This is a genomic window from Mogibacterium diversum (assembly GCF_002998925.1).
In the GTDB taxonomy this organism is placed as follows: Bacteria; Bacillota; Clostridia; order Peptostreptococcales; family Anaerovoracaceae; genus Mogibacterium; species Mogibacterium diversum.
Genome location: NZ_CP027228.1, coordinates 1,486,479 through 1,508,985, shown reverse-complemented (window position 1 = coordinate 1,508,985; position 22,507 = coordinate 1,486,479). Strand labels below are relative to the sequence as shown.

Genomic DNA, 22,507 nt, shown 5'->3' with positions numbered 1-22,507 from the left:
TTACAGTTAAAAGATAAATGAATAAAATGATAAAACTCGTTTGCCGTCAAGCACGGCAAACGAGTTTTACTTTTAGAAATTGTGATAATTGTGATTCGCCTAAACAGCTGATACTATCTAGCCGCTTCTGCAATCGCTTCCACAAATGTTGGGTGTGGATGGATTGTGGAAGCTACATCTTCGAGTGTCAGCTTATTTGAAATAGCTAGCGCCAATTCGCCTACGAGGTCGGTAGCGCGGCCGCACATGAGTTGTGCGCCGAGCAGTATATGGCTGTCTGCGTCGGCAATCAGCTTGATGGTGCCGCGGCCGAGGTCTTCGAGGACTGTCTTGCCATTTGCTCCCATAGCGTACTTCTTAGTGATGATTTCAATACCCTGCTCCTTGGCCTCGTCCGCGGAGATGCCGACGGACGCAATCTCAGGCACCGAGTAGATGCAGGTTGGAACGGTCTCCATGCGAATTGGTGGCTCCTGTCCGTTCATGTGGGCAACTGCATTTCTGCCTTCGGCAGTTGCTGTATGAGCTAGCTCGATGCCGCCGATTGCGTCACCGATGCCATAGATGCTCGGACTCGCCGCCTGGTAGTGCTCATTAACGGCGAGACGGCCGCGCTCTCCTGCAAGATGCTGGAGCTGTTCAGATAACAGACTAGGAACATCAGATCTTCTGCCAACAGCCATGAGAACAGCATCTGCAGGGATTGATTTCTCCTCATCCTTTTCAGTGTAAACAACCGCAAGTCTTCCGTCCGCCTGCTCAATCCTTACAACAGGGCACTTAGTTAGAACATCGATGCCATCTTTCTGCAGGCTCATCTTCAGACTGCGGGCCAGTTCCTTATCAACAGTAGGAATGAGACGGTCTAGAGCCTCAACAACAGTTACGTGTGAGCCAAAACCATTATATACAGTAGCAAACTCAACCCCAATAACGCCGCCGCCGATGATTACGAAATCATCGAAGGGCGTACCGCCCTGCTCGAGGAGCTCGGTCGAGTCCATAACGCCCTCGAGCTCGGCGCCCGGAATAGGCGGAATAAACGGATTGCCACCAGTTGCGATCAGGATAAACTTACCAGTTACCTCATGCGATTCGCCCTCTCTATCAGTGTACGATACAGTGTGCTCATCTTTGACTAGCGCGAGGCCATGTAGTAGATCAATCTTAGCCTTTGCAAGGCCGGTTTCAATGCCCTCGCGTAGGGTATCAAGCACCTCGTCCTTACGAGCTCTAACAGCGTCGAGGTCAACCTTAACATCAGCAGCATTAACGCCGATTTTAGCACCCTCTCTAGCTTCCTTAGCGAGCTCGGACGAGCGCATGATAGTTTTTGTAGGCACACAGCCTCTGTTGAGGCAGGTGCCACCAACTCTATCTTTCTCAATTACAGCAACCTTCATGCCGTACTTAACAGCGTCAAAAGCAGCCTCATAGCCACCAGGGCCAGCACCAATAACAACTAGATCATAATTAAATTCAGCCATATCTTCCTCTTTTCATAACGATAGTGCAGATGCACCAAGATATACCTATATAATGCTACATAATGCCTTCAGCAATCAGATTAATGATGTCACAGCAAATCTGATATTCCTTGCTGTTAGGTGCATATGGCAGAGCACTTTCAACGAGTGTAGCCATTGCGGACTTGCTGTATTTGCAGCCTATTAGCTTTTCCTTTAGAACTCCAAAGACCTCAGTCTCGAGCGAATCAGAGAAGATTCCGCAGTCCTTAATCACGCCACCTTCAACCTGCAGCTCGACATCTACACCACCCCAATCAAGTCTCTCGGAGATCGAAGTTGTGAATGGTATCTTGCGGCCGAATCGCCATTCCTCAGACGAGTACTTGTCGATTAGAGCTTTAAGCTCAGGATCAGACTCAGCAGTAGGGATGTCGAAGCGTTCAACCTCTCCTCCGTAAACCTTTGCAAATGCATCATAGAGTGCTTTCTTGAGCTCCTCAAGTGTAACGTCAGGCTTGTGGTTGATGAGATTAGTGATTCTTGAACGAACTGACTTTACACCTTTTGATTTTAGCTTAGAAGCGGAAACGTTGAGATACTCTCCAAGTGGAGTTGGATCTACATTGAACATAATCGTTCCATGGTGGTAGCAGTAGCCATTGCTCTGGTAGTATGCGTGGCCGGAGAACTTCATGCCATCGATAGTGAGGTCATTTCTTCCAGTTTTTTCAGCATTTATACCTAGCAAACGAACAGCTTCGAGGATTACCTCTGTCTGCTTAGGGATATCGTATTCATCTTCTCTTGCAATGAATGTAAAATTGAGGTTTCCAAGGTCGTGATACACAGCTTCGCCGCCAGAGATTCTTCTAGCTAGCTTGCAGTCTCCTTCTCTCATGGACTCAACTCTGCATTCACGCCAAGGGTTCTGGTTCTTGCCGATTACTACAGTGTTAGCGTTTTGCCATAGGTACATAGTAACTTCGCCTTCAGCTGCGCGGAAAGTCATATATTCCTCAGTAGCGAGGTTGATAAACGGATTGGTACAATCAGTTTCGGTATATCTTAATTTCATGTGTTTGTAGCTCCTTGCTATCAGATTTAAGTTAAATCAAGCCTAGACAGACAGTCGCGTACAACGCAGGCTAAAATCTGTCCAGGCTTTAATTTTTATGTAGCCGGAAGGAATGTCACTCATTAATCAAAAAAGTGATATTCGACTCGTAAGTAGCCGACCTTCCGGCAAGGTTTTATGAAAACTCGTATTTTAGAACTGGCTCTCTCGCTGCCTTAACTTCGTCCAATCTGCGCATTGGAGTAGTAACAGGCGAAGCAGAAACAGAGGCAGGTGAACTGATAATCGAGTCATAAATCTTTCTAAATGCAGCGATTGCATCATCGAGAGTCTCACGCGACTCAGTCTCAGTAGGTTCAACCATGAGAGCTTCGCTTACGATGAGTGGGAAGTACATCGTAGGTGGGTGAATTCCAAAGTCGAGAAGTGCCTTCGCAACGTCAAGTGCGGAGACATTGTTCTCTTTGTGGAATTTCTCGAGGCTCATTACGAACTCGTGCATGCAAGTGCAATCGTAAGCCATTGGGTAGAGATCCTTTAGCTTCTCCATCATGTAGTTAGCATTTAGAACAGCGTTGTGAGCGAGTTCAGGAACTCCGTCACCGCCGATGTATGTGAGGTATACGAGAGCTCTTAAGCTAACGAGGAAGTTACCGTAGAATCCAGTAACGCTACCGATGCTCTTCTCTGCACGAACGTACTTGCCATCCTTAACAGTTAGACCAGGTAGGTATTTTCCGAGGAAATCTTTGCATCCGCAAGGACCGCTTCCTGGACCGCCTCCACCGTGAGGTGTTGAGAATGTCTTATGTAGGTTGAGGTGGATTACATCGAAACCTATATCTCCAGGTCTTACTAGTCCAATTACAGCATTTAGGTTAGCTCCATCGTAGTAGCAGAGACCACCAGCCTCATGAACAAGCTCTGTAATCTCGAAGATGTTTTCGTCAAAGATACCAACCGTGTTAGGGTTTGTGAGCATGAGACCAGCTGTATTCTCGTTAATCTTAGACTTGAAGTCGTCCATATCTATGCTTCCGTGCTCGTTAGACTTAACAACTACAACCTTAAAGCCTGCCATTGCAGCACTTGCAGGGTTTGTTCCGTGAGCAGCGTCCGGGATTAGAATCTCGTTCTTATGTCCGAGGCCCTTGTCACGTAGATAAGCCTTTATGAGAAGAAGTCCTGTGAACTCTCCTTGTGAGCCAGCTGCTGGTTGGAATGTTACATGATCCATACCTGTGATTTCGCATAAATAGGACTCTAGTGTGTCTATCGCCTCTGTGCAGCCTTCTACTGTTTCAGCTGGCTGAAGAGGGTGGATGTTAGTGAATCCTCTGAGCGATGCAATTGCATCATCAATCTTAGGGTTATGCTTCATAGTGCAAGAACCTAGTGGATAGAATCCGTCGTTAACACCGTGAGCTTCCTTAGCAAGAGCTGTGTAGTGACGACCCATTTCGTTCTCAGGAACTTCTGGAAGGTTAGGGGCACTAGCTCTCATCGGAACTTCAGGTAGCGTTACAGGAACGTCGCAAGCAGGGAATAAATCCTGACCTCTGCCAGGGATACTTCTTTCAAATATAAGTTTCATTACTTGCTCACCCCCTTAACGATTTCTATTACTTCATCCATCTGTTCCTTAGTATTGAGCTCTGTAGCGCACCAGAGAATCTCTGTGTCGCTTAGCTTAAGTCCGCCGAGGATGCCCTTGTCGGCAAGTGCCTTAAGGATAGCATCTGAATCAGCGCAAACCGTTACGAACTCATGGAAGAATGGCTTGTCAAATTTTAGCGAAAGTCCTGCGCTTACAAGTCCTTCAGCTAGATAGTGTGCCTTTGATGAGCAAAGCGTTGCAACTTGCTTGATTCCAGCAGGACCAACAGCTGTCATGTATACGCCAGCCTTCAGAGCACAGAGCGCCTGGTTGGAGCAAACGTTGCTGCTAGCCTTTTCTCTACGGATATGCTGTTCTCTAGCCTGTAGAGTTAGTACGAATCCACGCTCGCCGCGGGAGTCAACTGTCTCGCCGACAAGTCTGCCTACAATCTTACGAGTGTTCTTAGCAGTCGTTGCCAGTATTCCTAGGTAAGGGCCACCATATGCGAGGCCAAGTCCGAGTGGCTGACCCTCTCCGCAAACGATGTCTGCACCAATCTCACCAGGAGTCTTCAGGACTCCGAGTGCTATTGGATTAACGCTCATGATAAGCTGTGCACCAGCTTCGTGAACTATTTCAGCAATTTCGTCAGCGTCTTCGACGACACCATAGTAGTTAGGATACTGCATCAGGAAGCAAGCAGCTGACTTGTCCTCTGTAAGAGCAGCCTTAAGCGCTTCTACATCAGTAACGCCGCCGCACTCGCATGCTGGAACAACCTTTACCTCAGTGTCTCTTCCAAAAGAGTATGTCCTTATTACTTCAAGAACTCTAGCATCTACAGTTTCCGATACGTAGATTGTGCTACGCTTACGGTCCTTTGTCATAGCGCATGCTTCTGCAGCTGCCGAAGCACCGTCATAAAGCGAAGCATTCGACACATCCATGCCAGTAAGTTCACATATCATGGTCTGATACTCGAAAATCGACTGAAGTATACCCTGACTAATCTCAGCCTGATAAGGGGTATAAGCAGTGATGAACTCCTCTTTGCTTACTACTGCATTAACTGCAGCCGGGATGTAGTGATTGTAAGCACCAGCACCGCGGAAAATTGAATCATATACCACGTTGCGGTTTGCCATTTTCTCCATAATTTGAGCAGTTTCCAGCTCTGATTTTCCAGCTGGAATGTTGAGCTCACCCTTGATTCTAGCTGCAGCGGGGATGTCCTTAAATAGATCATCCCAATCTTTGTAGCCGATATCGTTTAACATCTGGAGCTGTTCTTCTTTAGTGTTAGGAATAAATGTACCCAATTCGAACCTCCTTGTACGAAAGTGTTAAGGTAAATACGGTTTATGCTTCTTCCGACTCTACAAATGCGTCGTATTCGTCTGAGGTTAGAAGCTCCTCTGTCTCAGCTACGTCCTTAACCTTGATCAGCCAAGAACCGTATGGGTCCTCGTTGATTGTCTCAGGTGCATCAAATAGGCTCTCGTTGATCTCAGCAACGATTCCTGTAACAGGGGATAGCACATCGGATACAGCCTTTACAGACTCGATGTCACCAAATGCATCACCAACTGTTACTTCATCGTCAACCTCAGGGAGGTTGATGAATACGATGTCACCAAGGCTATGCTGAGCATAGTCAGAAATACCGATAACGCATAGACCGTCTTCTTCAGCGATCCACTCATGCGACTTTGAATACTTTAAATCTGCCATTTTATTTCTCCTTTTGTATATATTATTTAGATATAAAATATTATTTTTAACAAGTACAGATTATATTACTGCTCTCTCTTATAGAAAGGAAGCTTTACCATCTCTGCATCAATCTTGCGACCACGAACATCTACCTGAACAGCTGCACCGATTTCACGCTTTGCAGAGTCAACGATAGCCATCCCGTAAGATCCGTTCAGATATGGTAGGAATGTTCCAGAAGTGATATATCCGATCTTCTCGCCATCTCTGTAAACGTCACACTCTTCTCTGATGATTCCGCGACCAGTAACCTTGATTCCAACTCTTCTCTCTTTGAGCGGAGTTGCAGCTTCGATTGCAGCCTTGCCGATGAAATCAGGCTTGTCCATCTTGATTGCAAATCCAAGACCTGCGATCTTAGGTGAAATGTCATCGTTCATATCGTGTCCGTATAGTGGCATTGCAGCTTCCATACGAAGCGTATCACGAGCTCCGAGTCCACAAGGAATCAGACCTTCTTCTTTGCCAGCTTCAATTAGGATTTCCCATACATCTGCAGCCTTATCAGCTGGCATATATATCTCAAATCCATCTTCGCCTGTATAGCCGGTTCTGGAAAGAACGCAAGGAATTCCTTTTATCGAGCCATCGAAATTAGCTGTGTAGTAACCAGCAGGGATGAGCGAAGGATCAGCAACCTTAGCGAGAATAGCATCTGCCTTAGGTCCCTGAAGAGCGAGCTGACCCCAGTCCTCGGAAACGTTTGTGATCTCAACGCCATCAATCTTATGATCAACCATCCAAGCGAAATCCTTCTCTATATTTGCTGCGTTAACAACAACGAAATAGTCGTCCTCGCCACGCTTGTACACGATTAGGTCATCTACAGTTCCGCCGTGCTCGTTGCACATTGGGCTGTATCTTGCCTGACCAACTTTGAGGTCGGTGAAATCATTAGTTAGTACGTAGTTAAGATATTCAACAGACTTAGGTCCGCTTACGACGATTTCTCCCATGTGGGATACATCGAATAGACCACACGCTGTACGAACTGCCATGTGTTCTTGTTTGATACCTGACTCATACTGAATCGGGAGTAAAAATCCGCCAAATGGTACGATTTTACCACCGTATTTAACATGGGTATCATATAGTGGTGTTTTCTTATCCATCAAGACTACCTCCTTGAGTGTTTTCGATTAGATACATTGAATATACTCAAAATATAGCATAGTAAAACATTGCAATCAATGAACAAAAGCACGACATCAAAAGTTTATTTTGTGTCATGCTTTTTCTTATAGAAATATTAAATATATAACCTGCGCATAAAGTAGATTAATGGGTTTGCATCATAAAGGTATCCTGCGATATAAGAGTTGTTTAATTGTTCGTTTAATGTATGAATATACTGCGGTGCAAACAGCGATGTAAGCGGAAACATGAGGGCAAGGAGCAAAAATATGATGATTGCCCCCTTGATAGAACCGAACAGAAGTCCAACACTTGAGTCCACGGTTCCGAGCAAGTTTTTGCTCTTACGTCCACGCATAATCCTTTTTCTTAAGTGCGAAGAAATAATCCATACAACAGACACTATGAGCGAGAAAGAGATAATCGTAATGGAGAGATTTGTAAATCTATTCACGGTCGTAGTAATGCCATCAAGACCAAATGCTTCGAATTTGGTGCGTATCACTTTAGGGATGAACTGTAGTAAATCCATCTCTTGTCCATTGAATCTCTTCGTTAGCTTGCCCTTCATAAAATCATCGATAGGGAGTGTAAAGAGAAGTGATCTAATCCTATCCGTATTCAGGATGCCAATTATGACCCCGCCAGAAACCGCAGCTAGTCTGACAAGGGATTCGAGAAACCCTTGCGACTTGCCACGCAGTGCACATATTAAGAAAATTAATACAATTATAATATCTAATACCATGACTAAATTATCTAACATCTGAGGCATATTATCAATACCACTATTCGTCACCAAAACGGCACAAAAGGGTGCTAGAATGAACTTGTTAAATTATTGCTATTATTTAAGCTTATACATTTTATGGTTAGGGGGCTATTATGACAGCAGCGGCAGAAAGAATTGCTCAGCTAAGAAAGCTTATGGCAGAGCGAGGTATAGACGCATACGTTATCCCGATGGCAGATTTTCATCAGAGCGAGTATGTAGGCGAACATTTTAAAGCGATTAGATTCGTGACAGGGTTTTCCGGTTCATATGCGACTGTGGCTATTACCAAGGACAAGGCTGGTCTATGGACCGATGGCAGGTACTTTACTCAGGTTCTCACAGAATGTGAGGGCAGTGGCATCGAGCTCATGAAGATGTTTGTTGACGATACACCAGGAACTGTTGAGTGGGTTGCACAGCAAGTCTCTGATGGCGGAAAGGTTGCTTTTGACGGAAGAGTGCTATCGATGGGCGATGGGCAGGCATACGAGGAAGCTTTTGCGGGTAGAAATGTAGAAATTGATTACGAACAGGCTCTAGTCGAGGAAATTTGGAAAGACAGACCGAGGTTATCCGAAGAGCCAGCATGGTTCCTAGAAGAAAAGTATAGCGGAGAAAGCACCGGCAGCAAGCTAAATAGAGTTCGTGAGGAGATGAAGAAAGCTGGAGCAAACATCCATCTGGTTGCATCTCTTGATGATGTAGCATGGCTTCTCAATATGCGTGGCAACGATATTGATTTCTTCCCTCTTGTTCTAGCATATGTAATTGTTAGGGAGGATAGTGCGGATTTATATGTTGAAGAGAAAAAATTAAACGACGACCTCCGCAAGATGCTCAAAGAGAACAATGTAAATGTTCATCCATACAATGATATATATGAGGATGCTAAGAAGGTCGACGCTAGTGCAACAGCGCTGATTGACCCTATGAAGATGAATTACGCACTTTATAAGAATCTACCATGTAAGGTCGTTCAAGGGGCAAATCCTACAATACTTATGAAGGCTATCAAGAATGAAACCGAGATTAGGAATGTCAGAAATGCAGAGCTAAAGGACAGCGTAGCGCTCACAAAGTTCATCTACTGGCTCAAGAATAACTACGACAAGATGAAGATTACCGAGCTCAGCGCCTCCGAGAAGCTGACTCAGCTGAGAAGCGAGCAGGAAGGGTATGTTAGGGATTCCTTTGAACCTCTACATGCATTTGGGGCACATGCTGCGATGATGCACTACTCTCCAACACCAGAGTCTGATGTAGAACTAAAAGGCGGACAGATGCTGCTGTCGGATACAGGTGGTGGCTACCTAGAGGGATCGACAGACATCACTAGAACTACGATTCTTGGCTCAATCAGCGATGAGATGAAAAAGTATTACACTGCTGTATATAAATCCATGCAGCACCTATCGGCAGCAAATTTCCTATATGGAAATCACGGATGGTCACTCGACGTACTCGCTAGACAGCCAATCTGGGACTTGAACAAGGATTTTCAGTGCGGAACTGGACACGGCTTTGGCTACCTCGGCAGTATTCACGAGCCACCAACAGGATTCCGCTGGTACATAGTTCCTTCCAAGAATGAGCACCATCAGTTTGAAGAAGGCATGATGGTAACGGACGAACCTGGAATCTATGAAGAGGGTGAGTTCGGAATTCGTATCGAGAACAACTTGCTCACTGTAAAAGGAGAGAAGAATAAGTACGGACAATTTATGCATTTCGAGACATTGAATTTTGTGCCTATTGATCTCGACGGAATAGATCCATCTGAGCTTACTAGATCCGAGAAGGAATGGCTCAACGAATATCACAAGGAGTGCTTTGAAAAGCTTTCACCATATATGAATGATGAAGAGCGCGCTTGGCTCGAGGAGTATACGAGAGAGATTTAGAGCTTTACGTGGAAGAGTAAATTTTACATCTTAACTGATGGGAAAATCTGACAATCGTCAGTAACTTAAGAAATATTTGGGTAATTATTCAGATATTTTGATTAATTTTTGCCAAATGTATATTAAATCATATGGCAGGGATGTATAATAAATGTATATTTGTACATGCATGAATGCACAATAGAAATGGAGGAACATTATGCTTAATAAGTCTAAGCTAGAGAGAGTTGTTGCAAAGATGAAAGAGCAGGATATGCCACAGATGATCATCACTGATCCAGTTAGCATCTTCTATATGCTCGACAAGTGGATTATTCCTGGTGAGAGAATGCTCGCACTATACATCAATGTAAATGGAGATGTACAGCTTGTACTCAACAAGCTCTTCCCACAGACAGAAGACCTTGGTGTACCGCTAACATATTATGACGATATCGAGGAGCCTGTTGGAATTCTAGCTAAGTTCATTGAGAAGGATAAGACTATTGGTATTGATAAGAACTGGCCAGCAAGATTCCTTCTTAAGCTTCAGGATTTAGGTGCTGGAAGCAAGTTCGTAAACGGATCTGTAATCGTTGATAAGGTTAGACAGATTAAGGACGAGCATGAGCGTCAGATCATGAGAGAGTCTGCAAAGATGATTGACGAGGTTATGGATAAGCTTATTCCTTGGGTTGCTAAGGGCCTAACAGAGAGAGAGCTAAATGCTAAGTGTGTTGAGCTCTGCAAGGAAGTTGGATTCCAGGGTCTATCATTCGATCCTATCACAGCATACGGCAAGGGTGGAGCTGATCCACATCACGTAACTGATGATAGCAAGGGTAAGTACGGAGACTCCGTAGTACTTGATATCGGTGGTATGTGGAATAACTACGCATCCGATACTACAAGAACAGTATTTATCGGAGAGATTAACGACAGACAGAGAGAAGTTTATAATGTCGTTCTTGAAGCTAACAAGAGAGGTATCGCTGCTGCTAAGCCTGGCAACAAGATGAGCGATGTCGATAAGGCTGCAAGAGACTATATCACAGAGAAGGGCTTTGGCGAGTACTTCACACATAGAACTGGTCACTCAATCGGACTTGAGGATCACGAGGTTGGTGACGTATCTCTCGTAAATGACGAGATTATCGAGCCAGGACAGTGCTTCTCCGTAGAGCCTGGTATCTATCTATATGATGAGGGAATCGGTGTTCGTATTGAGGACATCCTATACATCACAGAAGATGGATGCGAAGTACTAAACGGATATCCTAAGGAAGAGCCAATCGTTGTTCCTGTGGAGAAATAAAAAATCAATTAAAGGGAGAGATCAATTAATGGCAAAGGTTACAGAAGGTTATATGCCTTTTCTCGGTTTCGAAACTTATTACAGAGTCGTAGGCGAGAGAAAAGACAATGGCAAAGCACCGCTCATCTGTTTGCACGGTGGACCTGGTTCAACACACAACTACTACGAGGTTCTAGACAATCTCGCGGATGATGATGATCGTCAGATCATCATGTACGACCAGATTGGTTGCGGAAATTCATATCTAGATGGTCATAAGGAATTATGGACTCAGGATACATGGCTAGATGAGCTAGAGGCTCTAAGAGAGCACCTAGGACTAGACGAGTGCCATATCATCGGACAGTCATGGGGCGGCATGATGCAGATTGCATATGCTATCGAAAGAAAGCCTAAGGGTGTTAAGTCATTCGTTATTTCCAGTGGACATCCATCAAGCAGCCTCTGGGAGAAAGAAGGTCTAAGACGTATTAAGATGATGCCTCAGAATATGCAGGATGCAATCAATCACGCTCTTGAGACTGGAGATTTCTCTGGAGAGGCTTATGATGAAGCGGTAGCTGAGTATATGCACAGATACTGTGACTACTGGATTGGCGAAGATGCACCAGAGTGCTGTACACGTCCTAAGAAGGCTGGCGGCGAGGCATACCTATACGGATGGGGTCCAAATGAATTCGCCCCTACAGGTTCGCTAAAGGACTTCGAATATGTTGATAGACTAGGCGAGATTAAGATTCCTTCGCTTGTATGCAACGGAATCTCCGATCTCTGCTCACCGCTAATAGCTAAGACTATCGCAGATGGAATTCCAAACTCAGAGTGGATTCTCTGGGAGAACGCAAGACACACATGCTTCGTAGATAGACATGATGATTACTGCAAAGTGCTCATCGAGTGGCTCAACAAGTACGACAAGTAATCGGCAGCCCCGAAACTAGCTGATTAATTTGTAAGCATGCAAATATTGCAAAAGAAAAGGCGCAGCAATCGCTGCGCTTTTCTAGTGGTCAATTATTTGTACGTTTTATCTATATTCATAGTGTCCCGGCACATCGACCTTCCATTCCGGTCTAGTAACCCAGCCTTTAGGCAGATGGTCACCTTTGCACTCGAAGTTAGGATCGGTTTTGCGTTTCTCGGCTATGTACTCATTCCGGTGTGCAGCCTGTTCAGCAGGACTATTAAACTCTCTCCCGCACCTACATTTGAAAACCTTTTTCTGTTCGTAATGACCTTGTTCTGGAACCCAGACCTTGTGCTTAGCTGTTGCTGATGATGAACTGGAAGAGGAACTTGAAGTACTTGAGCTGCTTGAAGAACTTGATTTCTCATTCTTCTTACTCTTATCCTTTTCCTTGTCTTTGCTCTTATCCTTGGAATTCCCTTTATCTGAGCCCTTTTCGGCGCTTGAACTCGATGAACTGTCGGAACTCCCTGAACCCCCTTTGGCATCAGTAGAAGTAGCTTCTGTCTGTTTATGCTTCTTCGCATTAGAGTTCTCTTTGGACGTAGCTGAATCACAACCTGTGAGAGCTACTGCGATAATCAGAAGCATCGACAAGATGAAGGCAATTCCAATTCGCCCACGATTCTTTATTCTCAATTTAGAAATTCTGCCCATAATTTTCTCTATCCCCTATGTATATTTTACTTACCTCATATCATCCAAATGTGTATGTAGATGTGTAGAAAACATACGCGCATACCTGGTAGTAAAATAAAAATATTTGTTATTATAGCATTTAAAATTGCTGATTTATCCCAATAAAGTAGACTATAAGTATTATCAATATAAGCTGTTTAACATATATAAAACTTCAATCTGAATATTTATGCAGGCAGAGAGTAATATCGCTGGATACATTGTAAAATGTACAGATAATATTACATATATACATCTTATATTCATCTCACATTTATTTAATGGAAAAGAAGGACAAAGACATGAAGAAAATTTTGCTTTCGCTCCTATTAGTGGTGACCTTAGCGATTCCACTGCCCGCATTTGCGGGAGCAACAGGAGCAGAATCCCAGGCTGGTGCTGAGGCGCAAACAGAAGCACCTACAAGTAACAGTACGGATTTTGAGAAATGGACTAGTGAGGACTTCACTTATACAGACATGAGCAAGACTATTTACGGGTGCGACTATACCAGAACCGTAAATATCGAAGGAAAGGCGATAAGTGGCTTCTCGGCAAAGGGAGAAGCGAAGTTTGCCAAGAACAAGAAGCTCGTGCTGCCATCAAAGGATGATAAGGGTAATACGCTCGTTGGTGTTGCTAGCAATGCCTTCCAGAAGAAGGGCGTTGAGTCGGTGACTTTCCCGTCGGGCATGCTCGCGTCATACAACGATACAGTTACGCACAAGATTACTCGCAGAGGTAACTTCGTGATTGCAGAGGGAGCTTTTGAGGGGAATAACTTGACCAATGTAAATCTGCCGGACGGCGTGCTTGCAGTTCTTCCAAATGCTTTCATGAATAACAAGATTAAGACCGTGACCCTGCCGAGAACTATCTGGTGGCTCGAGACACAAGCTTTCTCGAACAACCAGATCAGCAAGGTTAATTTTCCGCTGACAACTTATTTCCAGCTGGAAATGCACGGCATGACCTTTGCAAATAACAAGATTAAGTCTGTCAGACTGCCCGACTATACAGCGGTAGTTAACAAGTTTGTATTTGTTGGGAATCCGGGCATGGAAGAGCTTTCGGCAGAGGGCAAGGCTGCGCTCAAAGGCAATTTTGCAAATAGCGGCGTGGTATACATGTACTCCGAGAACTACGATCATAAGAATATGGATAGAATCCATACGACGGACAAGACGACCGCTAATACTAAGTCTTGGGTACAGAAGCTAATCACAAACGAAGGAACTCCGGAAACCACCAACAATGACACTGAGTCGTGGAATGTAAATGACTTTACATTTGACGGGCAGAAGATAACCGGTCTCAGCGAGAGCGGTAAGGCGAAGCGCAAGGTTAACAAGGCTCTCGTGCTCCCTGACTATAATTCGGAGCTGGATAAAGTTACCGAGATTGCGGATACGGATTCGGCAACTGGACTATTTGCAACTGCGGACGAGAAGTTCGATTCTGTAACACTTCCTATGGACCTAGAGAAGGTTGGTAAGAACGCATTCCGCGATTCGGGACTCAAAGAGGTGGCTTTCTCACCAGTCCTCAAGAGCATTGGAGATACTGCGTTCCAGGGTAATGGTATCAAGACTGTAGTTCTGCCTGATACCTTGACGTCGCTAGGCAGGGGCGCATTTGCGACAAATCCTGCTCTTGAGAAAATAGACCTACCTAATGGGCTGACAGAGATTCCTGACAGCGCATTCGGTTGCAGTGATAACAAGAACTGGATGGCAGGACTCACTTCCATTGAGATTCCATCCAGCGTCAAGAAGATAGGTGCTAGAGCGTTTGCAGGAAACAACTTCTCGAGTATCACAGTTCCTAAGGGCGTTACAGAGATTGGCGAATATGCTTTTGCTACCAAGAACTACCTTCTGAAGGATGCTGAGATATGTAAGCTTGAGCTACCAGAGGGACTTACTTCTATCGGTAGATATGCGTTTAGAAATAAGAAAATAGCCGAAGTTAAGCTTCCAGAAACTGTAGAGGCACTGCCAAAGAACGTATTTGCTAAGGAAGTTACTTCCGCATCAGGAAAGACAGAGGCATACAGCCTAGTGACAAAGGTGTATGTTGATGACGTTACAAAGTATACAGATACAAGTAAATTCCCAAAATCTGAATTCCACAAAATACTCTCTGATGACGTAAACGTGTGGAATGCAGAGGATTTCACATACGCAGACATTACTCTAGACAGCAACAATTCACCTGCACCAGCGCAGGATAACATGAACATCATCACTGGAACTATCCACGTTGTAAGCGGTCTCACAGATAGCGGCAAAGCAAAGCTTGCAAACAACAAGAACCTAGTAGTCCCAGCCGTAGATGATGATGGACACAAAGTTCAGGGCGTTGGAAATAGTGCTTTTAAGGGGCTCGGCCTAGAGAGCGTTGAGCTACCTAAGAATGTAAAGGCCCCAAGCAAAGGTCTATGGGATAGTAGCGTGACTACGCGAGGTGACTTCTTTATCGGAGCAAGTGCATTTCAGGGCAACAGCCTGACAGAGCTTACAGTTCCAGAAGGAGTAATCTATATCGGAAGTAACGCATTCAGCAAGAACAAGCTAAAGTCGGCTCGCTTCCCATCGACACTTATGATGATTGGTAATGGGGCATTTTCAAATAATGAGATTGCAAACCTTGATTTCTCTAAGGCTACGGATTATCCGCTCTCTATCGATAACATGGCGTTTGCTATTAACAACATTGAATCTGTTCAGCTACCTGATAAAACCGAAAAGGTGTCGAAGTGGGCATTTCTCAGAAATGCAGGAAAGGCTCCTGTTACAACGGGCAATGCTAACGAGAAAAAGGGCGGCATCGTGTACATGTACATAAACGATCCAGGTTCACTCGTTGAGGATATCGGAAATGGAAAGTCTAACGTACAGCTTCTCAAGGCAAATCAGAACATTCCAAGTGACGAATCTCCTTGGAACAGCGATGATTTCACATATAATGCCGCTGGAACTGTGGTTACAGGACTAACAGAATCCGGCAAAGCTAAGCTCAAGAAGAATGACACACTCGTGATTCCTGAGACCAGCACAAGCGGAGTTAATATAGTTGCAGTTGGAAACGGTGTTAACAATGCGCTTGCTAGTAACGGTCAGATTGGAACATTCGGATTTGCAGATGCGGGTAAGGTGTATGTGCCAAAGGCTGTTAAGCTGCCATCGACAATAAAGCAGATCGGCGACTTTGCATTTGCAGGGACTATCGACAACACGGCTAAGAAGGTATATGGAGTGACTAATGTAAATCTGCCGGATGGACTTGAGTCGATTGGTAATTCTGCATTCCTCAATGCTAGGCTAACATCCATTGTCCTTCCAAATTCAGTTACAAAGCTCGGAACTGGTGCGTTTAACGGAACTGATTTGGCAGAGAAGATAGTTATCTCGAAGTCGCTGAAGGAAATACCTGATGTGGCATTCGGGAGAACTAACGACACAGTGGGGCTTGCTGACAAGGCGGCGGTTACTGACATCGTAATCCCTGAAGGCGTTACAGATATTGGAAGAAGAGCGTTTGTCGGCTGTAAAGCCACTACAGTTAGCCTCCCAGAGAGCCTGAAGAAGATAGGTGACAATGCATTTATGAACAATCAGCTTTCAGAGGTCACTATCCCAGGAGGCGTTACGAGCATAGGAAAATCTGCGTTTGAGAAGACTGCAGAGGCAATCCCAGCTTCGCTGAAATCACTCAAGCTCAAGGAAGGCTTCAATGGAGCTATAGGTTCAAATGCGTTCAGAGGACAGCTTTTGTCATCGGTTGAGCTACCTAAGTCATTCACGAATATTAGCGGAATAGACAAGAGGGCATTTAGAGATAACCCAGTAAAACCAACACTGCTGACAGAAAGCAAGTCGGTAGTGGATGCTTATAACAGCCTCCCTAACAAAGCGGATCTCACATACGTTATAAAGTACGACAATCTAGTTGGCAGCGGCTGGACTAGCGAGGACTTCACATATAGCGCTGACGGAGCGACTATCACGGGGCTTACAGCAAGCGGAATTGCGAAGAGAAACGGTGGAAACCACAACCTGGTTCTTCCAAATGAATCACCATCAGGCGTGGTGATTACGGCTATAGGTGATGCTGCATTTGCGATCCCTGAAGCAGAGGTAACTGTTGGAAAGTACGATTTCACCTCGGAGAACGGATTTGAATCGGTTAAGTTACCTAATAAGCTGAAGTCTATAGGTGCAAGAGCATTCGAATACAACATGCTTAAGGGTGTCGACCTCGAGGCGGCTACAGAGCTAACGAAGATTGGAACCAGCGCATTCCACGGCAATCACATCGTGAAGCTGCACATTCCAGATTCAGTTAATGAGCTCGGCGAGGGAGCTTTCACAGCGAATTCAATCGTTGACCTGAAGCTATCAAGGAACGTTACAAAGATTCCGCAAGCTGCATTCTCGATGAACATTCGTCTTCGTGAGATTGAGATTCCGAATACAGTTACAGAGATCGGTCAGATGGCATTTGCAGGAGCTAGACTTGAATCACTCAATATTCCAGCGTCTGTAAGAAAGATTGGTGAGAAGGCGTTCCACCTCCATCACCTAACCGAGCTGACTATACCTGGAACAGTTAAGGAAATCGGGGACTCTGCATTTGAAGGAACATATAAATCTCTGACGCTGACAAGCCTCAAAATCGAGGAAGGTGTTGAGCACATCGGAAAGTTCGCATTTAAGGAAGGTCTCCTGACAAGCGTTGACCTACCAAAGTCACTCAAGACTTTAGGTAGTGAGCCTTTCATGAACAACACAGGAACTGATGCAAACCACGTCGTAATCTTGAGAACTGTAAATCCGGACCACCTGGCATTCAACACTGGTGCAACAACTCACCGTGTGATGATGTCTAAGGCGATGATCACATTCGATGCAAATGGCGGTACAGTTGAGAAAGGTTACGCTGTACTCGATGACAACGGCAGAGTAGATAGCCTACCAACACCGACAGCTCCGGATGCACTGCATGAATTCGAAGGCTGGTTTACAGAGCGTGAAGGCGGCAAGAAGGCAACTGCATCCGAGAAGTTCGATGATGGAACAAAGCTATATGCTCACTGGAAAGAGAACACTTCCTGGAATGAAAAGGACTTCACTGCTAATGGAGATACGATCACCGGTCTATCAGAGGTAGGAAAGGCAAAGCTCGCTGTAAATCCAAACCTCAAACTTCCTGCGGTAGTAAATGGTACTGCAATTAAGAAGATAGGAACTGGAGCATTTGCTCCTGCTAAGACAGGTGGAAATCCAATCAACTCAGTAGTAATCCCTGAGGGTGTAGCTGAGATTGGACAGGCGGCATTCTCTGGTGCAAATCTAAAGTCACTAGAGCTTCCAAAGTCAGTGAAGACAATCGGCAAAATGGCATTTAGCGGCGCTCCTCTCGAGAACGTTGAGTTCTCCGAGGGTCTTGAAAGTATCGGCGACAATGCATTTGAAGGACACAAGCTCACCAAGGTTAAGCTGCCAGATAGCCTAAAGGCTATCGGCAAGTCTGCATTCAAGAGCAGATCGCCAGAGCGTGCAAGCATCAAGGAAGTTGAGCTCGGTAAGTCGCTGCAGTCGATAGGAAGGGAAGCATTTGCTAACCAGAACATCAAGGAGATAAAGGTACCAGAGACTCTAAAGGATGTTCCCGCTAACGCATTCAAAGGTAACGTTTTGGATGGCAAGGATGCTAAGGTTAAGCTAATATCTTCTAATAAAGATCAGCGCAAGGGTGCTGGTGCTTACGCCAACTTCAAGGTAAAGGATCCAGCGGCAACATTCTATGTACCATATAAGGTGGAGCTTCTATCCAATGACGAAGATGCCAAGACGACAGAACTAACCACAGATGAAAACGGAAAGGTTACGCTAAACGCACTGCCTAACAAGGATGCGTGCACGACATTTAAGGGCTGGTTCACAGCTAAGACTGGTGGCACTAAGGTAGATGGCACAGAGGCGTTTACAGAAGACACTAAGCTATATGCACACTGGCTCGTGAGCCATGACCTCGAGGAGATTGCAGCAACTGAGCCAACAACTGACGCAGATGGAAATATCAGGTACTGGCACTGCAAGAAATGCGATAAATACTACCGTGACAGCGACGCAAAGCATGAGATTAAGAAGTCAGAAACAGTGATTCCAAAGATCACTTATAACTTCGAGACTGGAGACAATGCTCTTTGGACAAAGGGCGATGGCGACCTCCTCTTCGTCGTAAAGCGTAGCGTGGATGATGCGAATACATTTGATAACTACTATAACGATAAGGTTCTTCTCGATGGAAATGAGCTCGTAAAGGATGTTGACTATACAGCTGCAAAGGGGAGCGTAAGAGTTACCCTTAAGAAAGCAGTTCTCGATAGACAGAGCACAGGTAGCCATACCTTGACAGTCGCTTTCAAGGATAAGAGAGGTGGAGCTTCGACAAGCTTTACTATCAGAACTAAGAATCAGCCAATTGTAAATGGCAATACTTCAAGTTCAAATGGTAACAGAAATGCGAGAGCTAAGTATCGCGGATACAGAGTATCCAGAGCAGTGAAAACTGGTGATACAACAGCAATTGCGCTGTATCTGGCTATGATAGCTATTGCATCAGGCTCACTCGCAGTATTCTCAAGGAAGAGGAAGAGTGAAAAATAGTCATTCGGAATAGAAAGCTGCATAAATAAAGGACTATTTATGAGCAAAACAGGCAGGATTTAAAATTTCTGCCTGTTTTTTTATTTTTTTGTAAAAAAGCGAATGCGCAAAGTGACAAAACTACATTATGTCGGTATGGTCACTTTGCGTGATTACTATATATTGTGTCGAAAAAATTTAAACTCCCCAATATATATGATGTCTAAAATCGAATAAACTTGTCGTAAACTGACAAAAAACAAAAATTTTTAAAGCAAATCACCAAATTCCGATAAAAAATTATCAAAAACTGATTTTCTTGAAGTTTGCCTATTTGACATATAAATATCTATAAATGATAATAAATCCAACAGGTTTAGCAGCTCAAATGATATCTAAGGATTGACTGAGCGCATGGAATATATAAGAAAAATACGTTAATCGAGATAATATAGTGAACTAATTATCAAAACCATGCAGACCAAATTACTTGTAAGGAGCTGTTAGTAACAAGCGTAATAAAAATAATAGGGTTATATGAAAGGAAGGTATCATCAATGGAAGGCAAGAAGAAGGTAAAAGCCGTCAGTCTTGAAACATTCGTATTCTTGTTCATATTTATCGGAGGATTCTCATGGCTAGGACATAAGATGGGCGTCGGCAACATGTTTAAGACCATGATGGCAACAGCACATGACCTCCTCCTCTCCACCGTATTTCTAATAATGGCGATGGCTGTACTCGCTGGTGCTATCAGCGGACTGCTTTCGGAGTTCGGTGCAATTGCGCTTATCAATAAGATTTTTGCACCACTAATGAAACCAATATGGGGGCTGCCAGGAGCGAGTATCACGGGAGCAGTCGCTACATATCTATCAGATAACCCAGCAATTATACCGTTTGCAAAGGATCAAACGTTTACTCAGTATTTCCGCAAGTATCAAGTGCCGGCACTTTGTAATCTTGGAACTTCTTTCGGAATGGGGCTTATCGTTACGACATTTATGATTGCGCAAGGTAAACAGTTTATAGCCCCAGCGCTATTAGGCAATGTTGCAGCTATTATAGGGTCGGTTATCAGTGTAAGGCTTATGCTTTGGCAGACTAAAAAATTCTACGGCGATGAAGCTATGGAACCATATGCAAAGCATTTCTCAGTAGAAGATCTCAAGACTGAAGGAGAATACAGACTTATACGTGAAGGAAACATGTTCCAAAGAGTGCTCGACTCATTGCTAGAGGGTGGTAAGAACGGCGTTGAGATGGGGCTTGCGATTATACCAGGAGTTTTAATCGTGTGCACATTCGTAATGATGTTCACATTCGGACCTGGAAAGAGCGGATATACAGGCGCAGCATACGAGGGCATAAAGCTGCTACCGTATCTAGGACAGAAGATTAACTTCATAATCGAGCCACTGTTCGGTTTCCACTCACCAGAAGCTATTTCATTCCCAATCACATCGCTAGGAGCTGTAGGAGCTGCTATCTCTCTAGTGCCTGAATTCATTAAGACAGGCAAGGTTTCGCCTAACGATATCGCAGTATTTACAGCAATGGGTATGTGCTGGTCAGGATATCTCAGCACACATATCGGAATGATGGATGCGCTTAAGTCGAGAGCTCTTGCAGGAAAGGCTATCCTATCTCATACAATTGGAGGTCTCTGCGCTGGTATAGTTGCACATCTACTGTACGTGCTGCTGATTCACTAGCAATGTTGCAGGTTTATAAAAAATTGCGTATTACATTATTTAACACACATGACACAGAAAACTGGCCAGACATATGTCTGGCTTGTTTTCTTGTTGAAAAATGCACGTCTCTATGATAAAGTAAACTGATATGCGAGATAACAATTTCTACATGAAAGAAGCTTTAAAAGAAGCCTATATAGCTGCAGAGCTCGGAGAAGTTCCGGTCGGAGCCATCGTAGTGAAGGACGATGAAATTATCGCCAGAGCTCACAACATGGTGGAAGCATACGCATCTTCATCAGCTCACGCTGAGATGTTGGCGATGGATGCAGCCGAAGCAAAGCTCGGAAGTAAATGGCTGAGCGGATGTGAGCTGTATGTGACACTTGAGCCGTGCTCGATGTGTGCTGGAGCGATGGTGCTCTCAAGGCTGGATAAGCTTTACATAGGAACGATGGATCCTAAGAATGGAGCTGCAGGCTCTATATTTGATATTACTAACGAGGCACAGCTTAACCACAGTATATATGTAGAACGAGGGATACTTGCCGAGAAGTGCGCGGAGGTGTTAACCAGCTTTTTTAGAGAGCTTAGGGTTTCTAAGGCACAGCTTCGCAAGAAGAATATAGATGCAGTCGAAAACGAAGTTGATATATTGGAGGAAAATTAGATGAAAAGAAAAGGGCTAATTGCAGTTCTATCGATGCTTATGGTTGTTCTTAGCACAGCTATGTGCTTCGCAGCAGATGATACTACTTTTGCGCTGAAGTCTTCATACCCTAAGGATGGGCAGAAGAACACTTCAATCGAGAACCTAGGGGTTAAGCTTTACTTTAATCATTCTGTATCAAGTAAGGCAGCGCAGGCCAATAACAAAAATAGTGTCAAAATTGTTGATAAGGACGGTAAAAAGATTCCAATAAAGGTTCTGACTGCTAACGATGATTCCGGACTAGTGCTCGTACTTGGGGACAGCACTAACAAGAAATTCAAGGTTAAGAATAACTCGGAGTACAAGCTCGTAATCGAGAAGGATTTTGTGGACGATAATGGCAATACCCTTGGAAAAGAGACTACTGTAAGCTTTAAGACTTTTAACCAGACTCTGAACACAACTATCAATATGGTTATGATGGTAATAATGTTCGGTGGTATCATGGTTGTGACGATTAGACAGCAGCACAATAAGGATGATGACGATAAGGTTGAGAAGGAGAAATCCGGAGAATCCACATTCAATCCTTATAAAGAGGCGAAGAAGACTGGAAAGTCAGTCGAAGAAGTAATCGCTGAAGAGAAAAAGAGAGTTGCTAAAGCTGAGAGAAGGGCTAAGAGAAAAGGCACAAAAAAGGTTGAGGAGAAACTTGAGATAAGCGAACTTCTACCTAATGTATATAAGGTCCATAAGCCAAGTCCAATCAAAGGCCGTAAAGCAGGGGGCAAAAAATCCTCGAAGTAATTCGAAAAATCACAAATAACATATACATTTAT

At 44.4% G+C, this 22,507-nt stretch carries 15 protein-coding genes; 7 read left to right on the top strand and 8 right to left on the bottom strand.

Annotation, left to right across the window (positions count from 1 at the left end; genetic code table 11):
• Positions 1 to 113: 113 nt before the first annotated feature.
• The 7 genes from lpdA to C5Q96_RS07225 all read right to left on the bottom strand — a co-directional run bounded on the left by lpdA (position 114) and on the right by C5Q96_RS07225 (position 7,799).
• Positions 114 to 1,487 (bottom strand): dihydrolipoyl dehydrogenase, encoded by a 1,374-nt coding sequence (gene lpdA / locus C5Q96_RS07255; RefSeq protein ID WP_106057713.1) that lies wholly within the window; start codon positions 1,485 to 1,487, stop codon positions 114 to 116.
• Positions 1,488 to 1,542: 55 nt separating this feature from the next.
• Positions 1,543 to 2,544, bottom strand: a complete 1,002-nt coding sequence (locus C5Q96_RS07250; RefSeq protein ID WP_106057712.1) for a lipoate--protein ligase — start codon at positions 2,542 to 2,544, stop codon at positions 1,543 to 1,545.
• A gap of 175 nt (positions 2,545 to 2,719) precedes the next feature.
• A complete protein-coding gene (gene gcvPB / locus C5Q96_RS07245) occupies positions 2,720 to 4,138 on the bottom strand; it encodes an aminomethyl-transferring glycine dehydrogenase subunit GcvPB (RefSeq protein ID WP_106057711.1) in 1,419 nt (472 codons plus the stop codon).
• Positions 4,138 to 5,463, bottom strand: coding sequence for an aminomethyl-transferring glycine dehydrogenase subunit GcvPA (gcvPA, locus tag C5Q96_RS07240; protein ID WP_106057710.1), 1,326 nt, complete (start codon positions 5,461 to 5,463; stop codon positions 4,138 to 4,140). Before gcvPA ends, gcvPB begins: the two co-directional genes overlap by 1 nt.
• A 40-nt stretch (positions 5,464 to 5,503) precedes the next feature.
• Positions 5,504 to 5,875 carry a glycine cleavage system protein GcvH gene (gene gcvH / locus C5Q96_RS07235; RefSeq protein WP_106057709.1) on the bottom strand — a complete coding sequence of 124 codons (372 nt, stop codon included), beginning with the start codon at positions 5,873 to 5,875 and terminating at the stop codon, positions 5,504 to 5,506.
• A gap of 65 nt (positions 5,876 to 5,940) precedes the next feature.
• The gene (gene gcvT, locus C5Q96_RS07230; RefSeq protein ID WP_106057708.1) at positions 5,941 to 7,029 is read right to left on the bottom strand and encodes a glycine cleavage system aminomethyltransferase GcvT; all 1,089 of its coding nucleotides are present in this window, start codon (positions 7,027 to 7,029) and stop codon (positions 5,941 to 5,943) included.
• Positions 7,030 to 7,166: 137 nt separating this feature from the next.
• Entirely contained in the window at positions 7,167 to 7,799 is a 633-nt protein-coding gene (locus tag C5Q96_RS07225; RefSeq protein WP_158696721.1) for a CvpA family protein, read from the bottom strand.
• A gap of 137 nt (positions 7,800 to 7,936) precedes the next feature.
• Here C5Q96_RS07225 and C5Q96_RS07220 point away from each other — a divergent pair, with 137 nt between their 5' ends.
• The 3 genes from C5Q96_RS07220 (at position 7,937) to pepI (ending at position 11,943) form a co-directional block, all read left to right on the top strand.
• The gene (locus tag C5Q96_RS07220) at positions 7,937 to 9,727 is read left to right on the top strand and encodes an aminopeptidase P family N-terminal domain-containing protein (RefSeq protein WP_106057706.1); all 1,791 of its coding nucleotides are present in this window, start codon (positions 7,937 to 7,939) and stop codon (positions 9,725 to 9,727) included.
• A 199-nt stretch (positions 9,728 to 9,926) separates the two neighbouring features.
• Positions 9,927 to 11,021 carry a M24 family metallopeptidase gene (locus C5Q96_RS07215; RefSeq protein ID WP_106057705.1) on the top strand — a complete coding sequence of 365 codons (1,095 nt, stop codon included), beginning with the start codon at positions 9,927 to 9,929 and terminating at the stop codon, positions 11,019 to 11,021.
• Positions 11,022 to 11,049: 28 nt separating this feature from the next.
• Positions 11,050 to 11,943 carry a proline iminopeptidase gene (gene pepI / locus C5Q96_RS07210; RefSeq protein WP_106057704.1) on the top strand — a complete coding sequence of 298 codons (894 nt, stop codon included), beginning with the start codon at positions 11,050 to 11,052 and terminating at the stop codon, positions 11,941 to 11,943.
• Positions 11,944 to 12,048: 105 nt separating this feature from the next.
• Here the strand turns inward: pepI and C5Q96_RS07205 are convergent, their stop codons facing one another.
• Complete coding sequence (locus C5Q96_RS07205; RefSeq protein ID WP_106057703.1) at positions 12,049 to 12,645, bottom strand: hypothetical protein; 597 nt, start codon at positions 12,643 to 12,645, stop codon at positions 12,049 to 12,051.
• Between the two features lie 323 nt (positions 12,646 to 12,968).
• Between C5Q96_RS07205 and C5Q96_RS07200 the strand changes: the two genes are divergently transcribed.
• The 4 genes from C5Q96_RS07200 (at position 12,969) to C5Q96_RS07185 (ending at position 22,475) form a co-directional block, all read left to right on the top strand.
• The gene (locus C5Q96_RS07200) at positions 12,969 to 19,340 is read left to right on the top strand and encodes a leucine-rich repeat protein (protein ID WP_158696720.1); all 6,372 of its coding nucleotides are present in this window, start codon (positions 12,969 to 12,971) and stop codon (positions 19,338 to 19,340) included.
• A gap of 536 nt (positions 19,341 to 19,876) precedes the next feature.
• Positions 19,877 to 21,034 carry a CD0519/CD1768 family membrane protein gene (locus C5Q96_RS07195; protein ID WP_106057701.1) on the top strand — a complete coding sequence of 386 codons (1,158 nt, stop codon included), beginning with the start codon at positions 19,877 to 19,879 and terminating at the stop codon, positions 21,032 to 21,034.
• 130 nt (positions 21,035 to 21,164) lie between these two features.
• Positions 21,165 to 21,686 (top strand): nucleoside deaminase, encoded by a 522-nt coding sequence (locus C5Q96_RS07190; protein WP_106057700.1) that lies wholly within the window; start codon positions 21,165 to 21,167, stop codon positions 21,684 to 21,686.
• Positions 21,687 to 22,475, top strand: a complete 789-nt coding sequence (locus tag C5Q96_RS07185) for an Ig-like domain-containing protein (RefSeq protein WP_106057699.1) — start codon at positions 21,687 to 21,689, stop codon at positions 22,473 to 22,475.
• Positions 22,476 to 22,507 lie beyond the last annotated feature (32 nt).

Coding starts and splice junctions, on each gene's coding strand:
- lpdA (WP_106057713.1), bottom strand. CDS start 1,487: ATGGCTGAATTTAATTATGATCTAGTTGTTATTGGTGCTGGCCCTGGT.
- C5Q96_RS07250 (WP_106057712.1), bottom strand. CDS start 2,544: ATGAAATTAAGATATACCGAAACTGATTGTACCAATCCGTTTATCAAC.
- gcvPB (WP_106057711.1), bottom strand. CDS start 4,138: ATGAAACTTATATTTGAAAGAAGTATCCCTGGCAGAGGTCAGGATTTA.
- gcvH (WP_106057709.1), bottom strand. CDS start 5,875: ATGGCAGATTTAAAGTATTCAAAGTCGCATGAGTGGATCGCTGAAGAA.
- gcvT (WP_106057708.1), bottom strand. CDS start 7,029: ATGGATAAGAAAACACCACTATATGATACCCATGTTAAATACGGTGGT.
- C5Q96_RS07225 (WP_158696721.1), bottom strand. CDS start 7,799: ATGGTATTAGATATTATAATTGTATTAATTTTCTTAATATGTGCACTG.
- C5Q96_RS07220 (WP_106057706.1), top strand. CDS start 7,937: ATGACAGCAGCGGCAGAAAGAATTGCTCAGCTAAGAAAGCTTATGGCA.
- C5Q96_RS07215 (WP_106057705.1), top strand. CDS start 9,927: ATGCTTAATAAGTCTAAGCTAGAGAGAGTTGTTGCAAAGATGAAAGAG.
- pepI (WP_106057704.1), top strand. CDS start 11,050: ATGGCAAAGGTTACAGAAGGTTATATGCCTTTTCTCGGTTTCGAAACT.
- C5Q96_RS07205 (WP_106057703.1), bottom strand. CDS start 12,645: ATGGGCAGAATTTCTAAATTGAGAATAAAGAATCGTGGGCGAATTGGA.
- C5Q96_RS07200 (WP_158696720.1), top strand. CDS start 12,969: ATGAAGAAAATTTTGCTTTCGCTCCTATTAGTGGTGACCTTAGCGATT.
- C5Q96_RS07195 (WP_106057701.1), top strand. CDS start 19,877: ATGGAAGGCAAGAAGAAGGTAAAAGCCGTCAGTCTTGAAACATTCGTA.
- C5Q96_RS07190 (WP_106057700.1), top strand. CDS start 21,165: ATGCGAGATAACAATTTCTACATGAAAGAAGCTTTAAAAGAAGCCTAT.
- C5Q96_RS07185 (WP_106057699.1), top strand. CDS start 21,687: ATGAAAAGAAAAGGGCTAATTGCAGTTCTATCGATGCTTATGGTTGTT.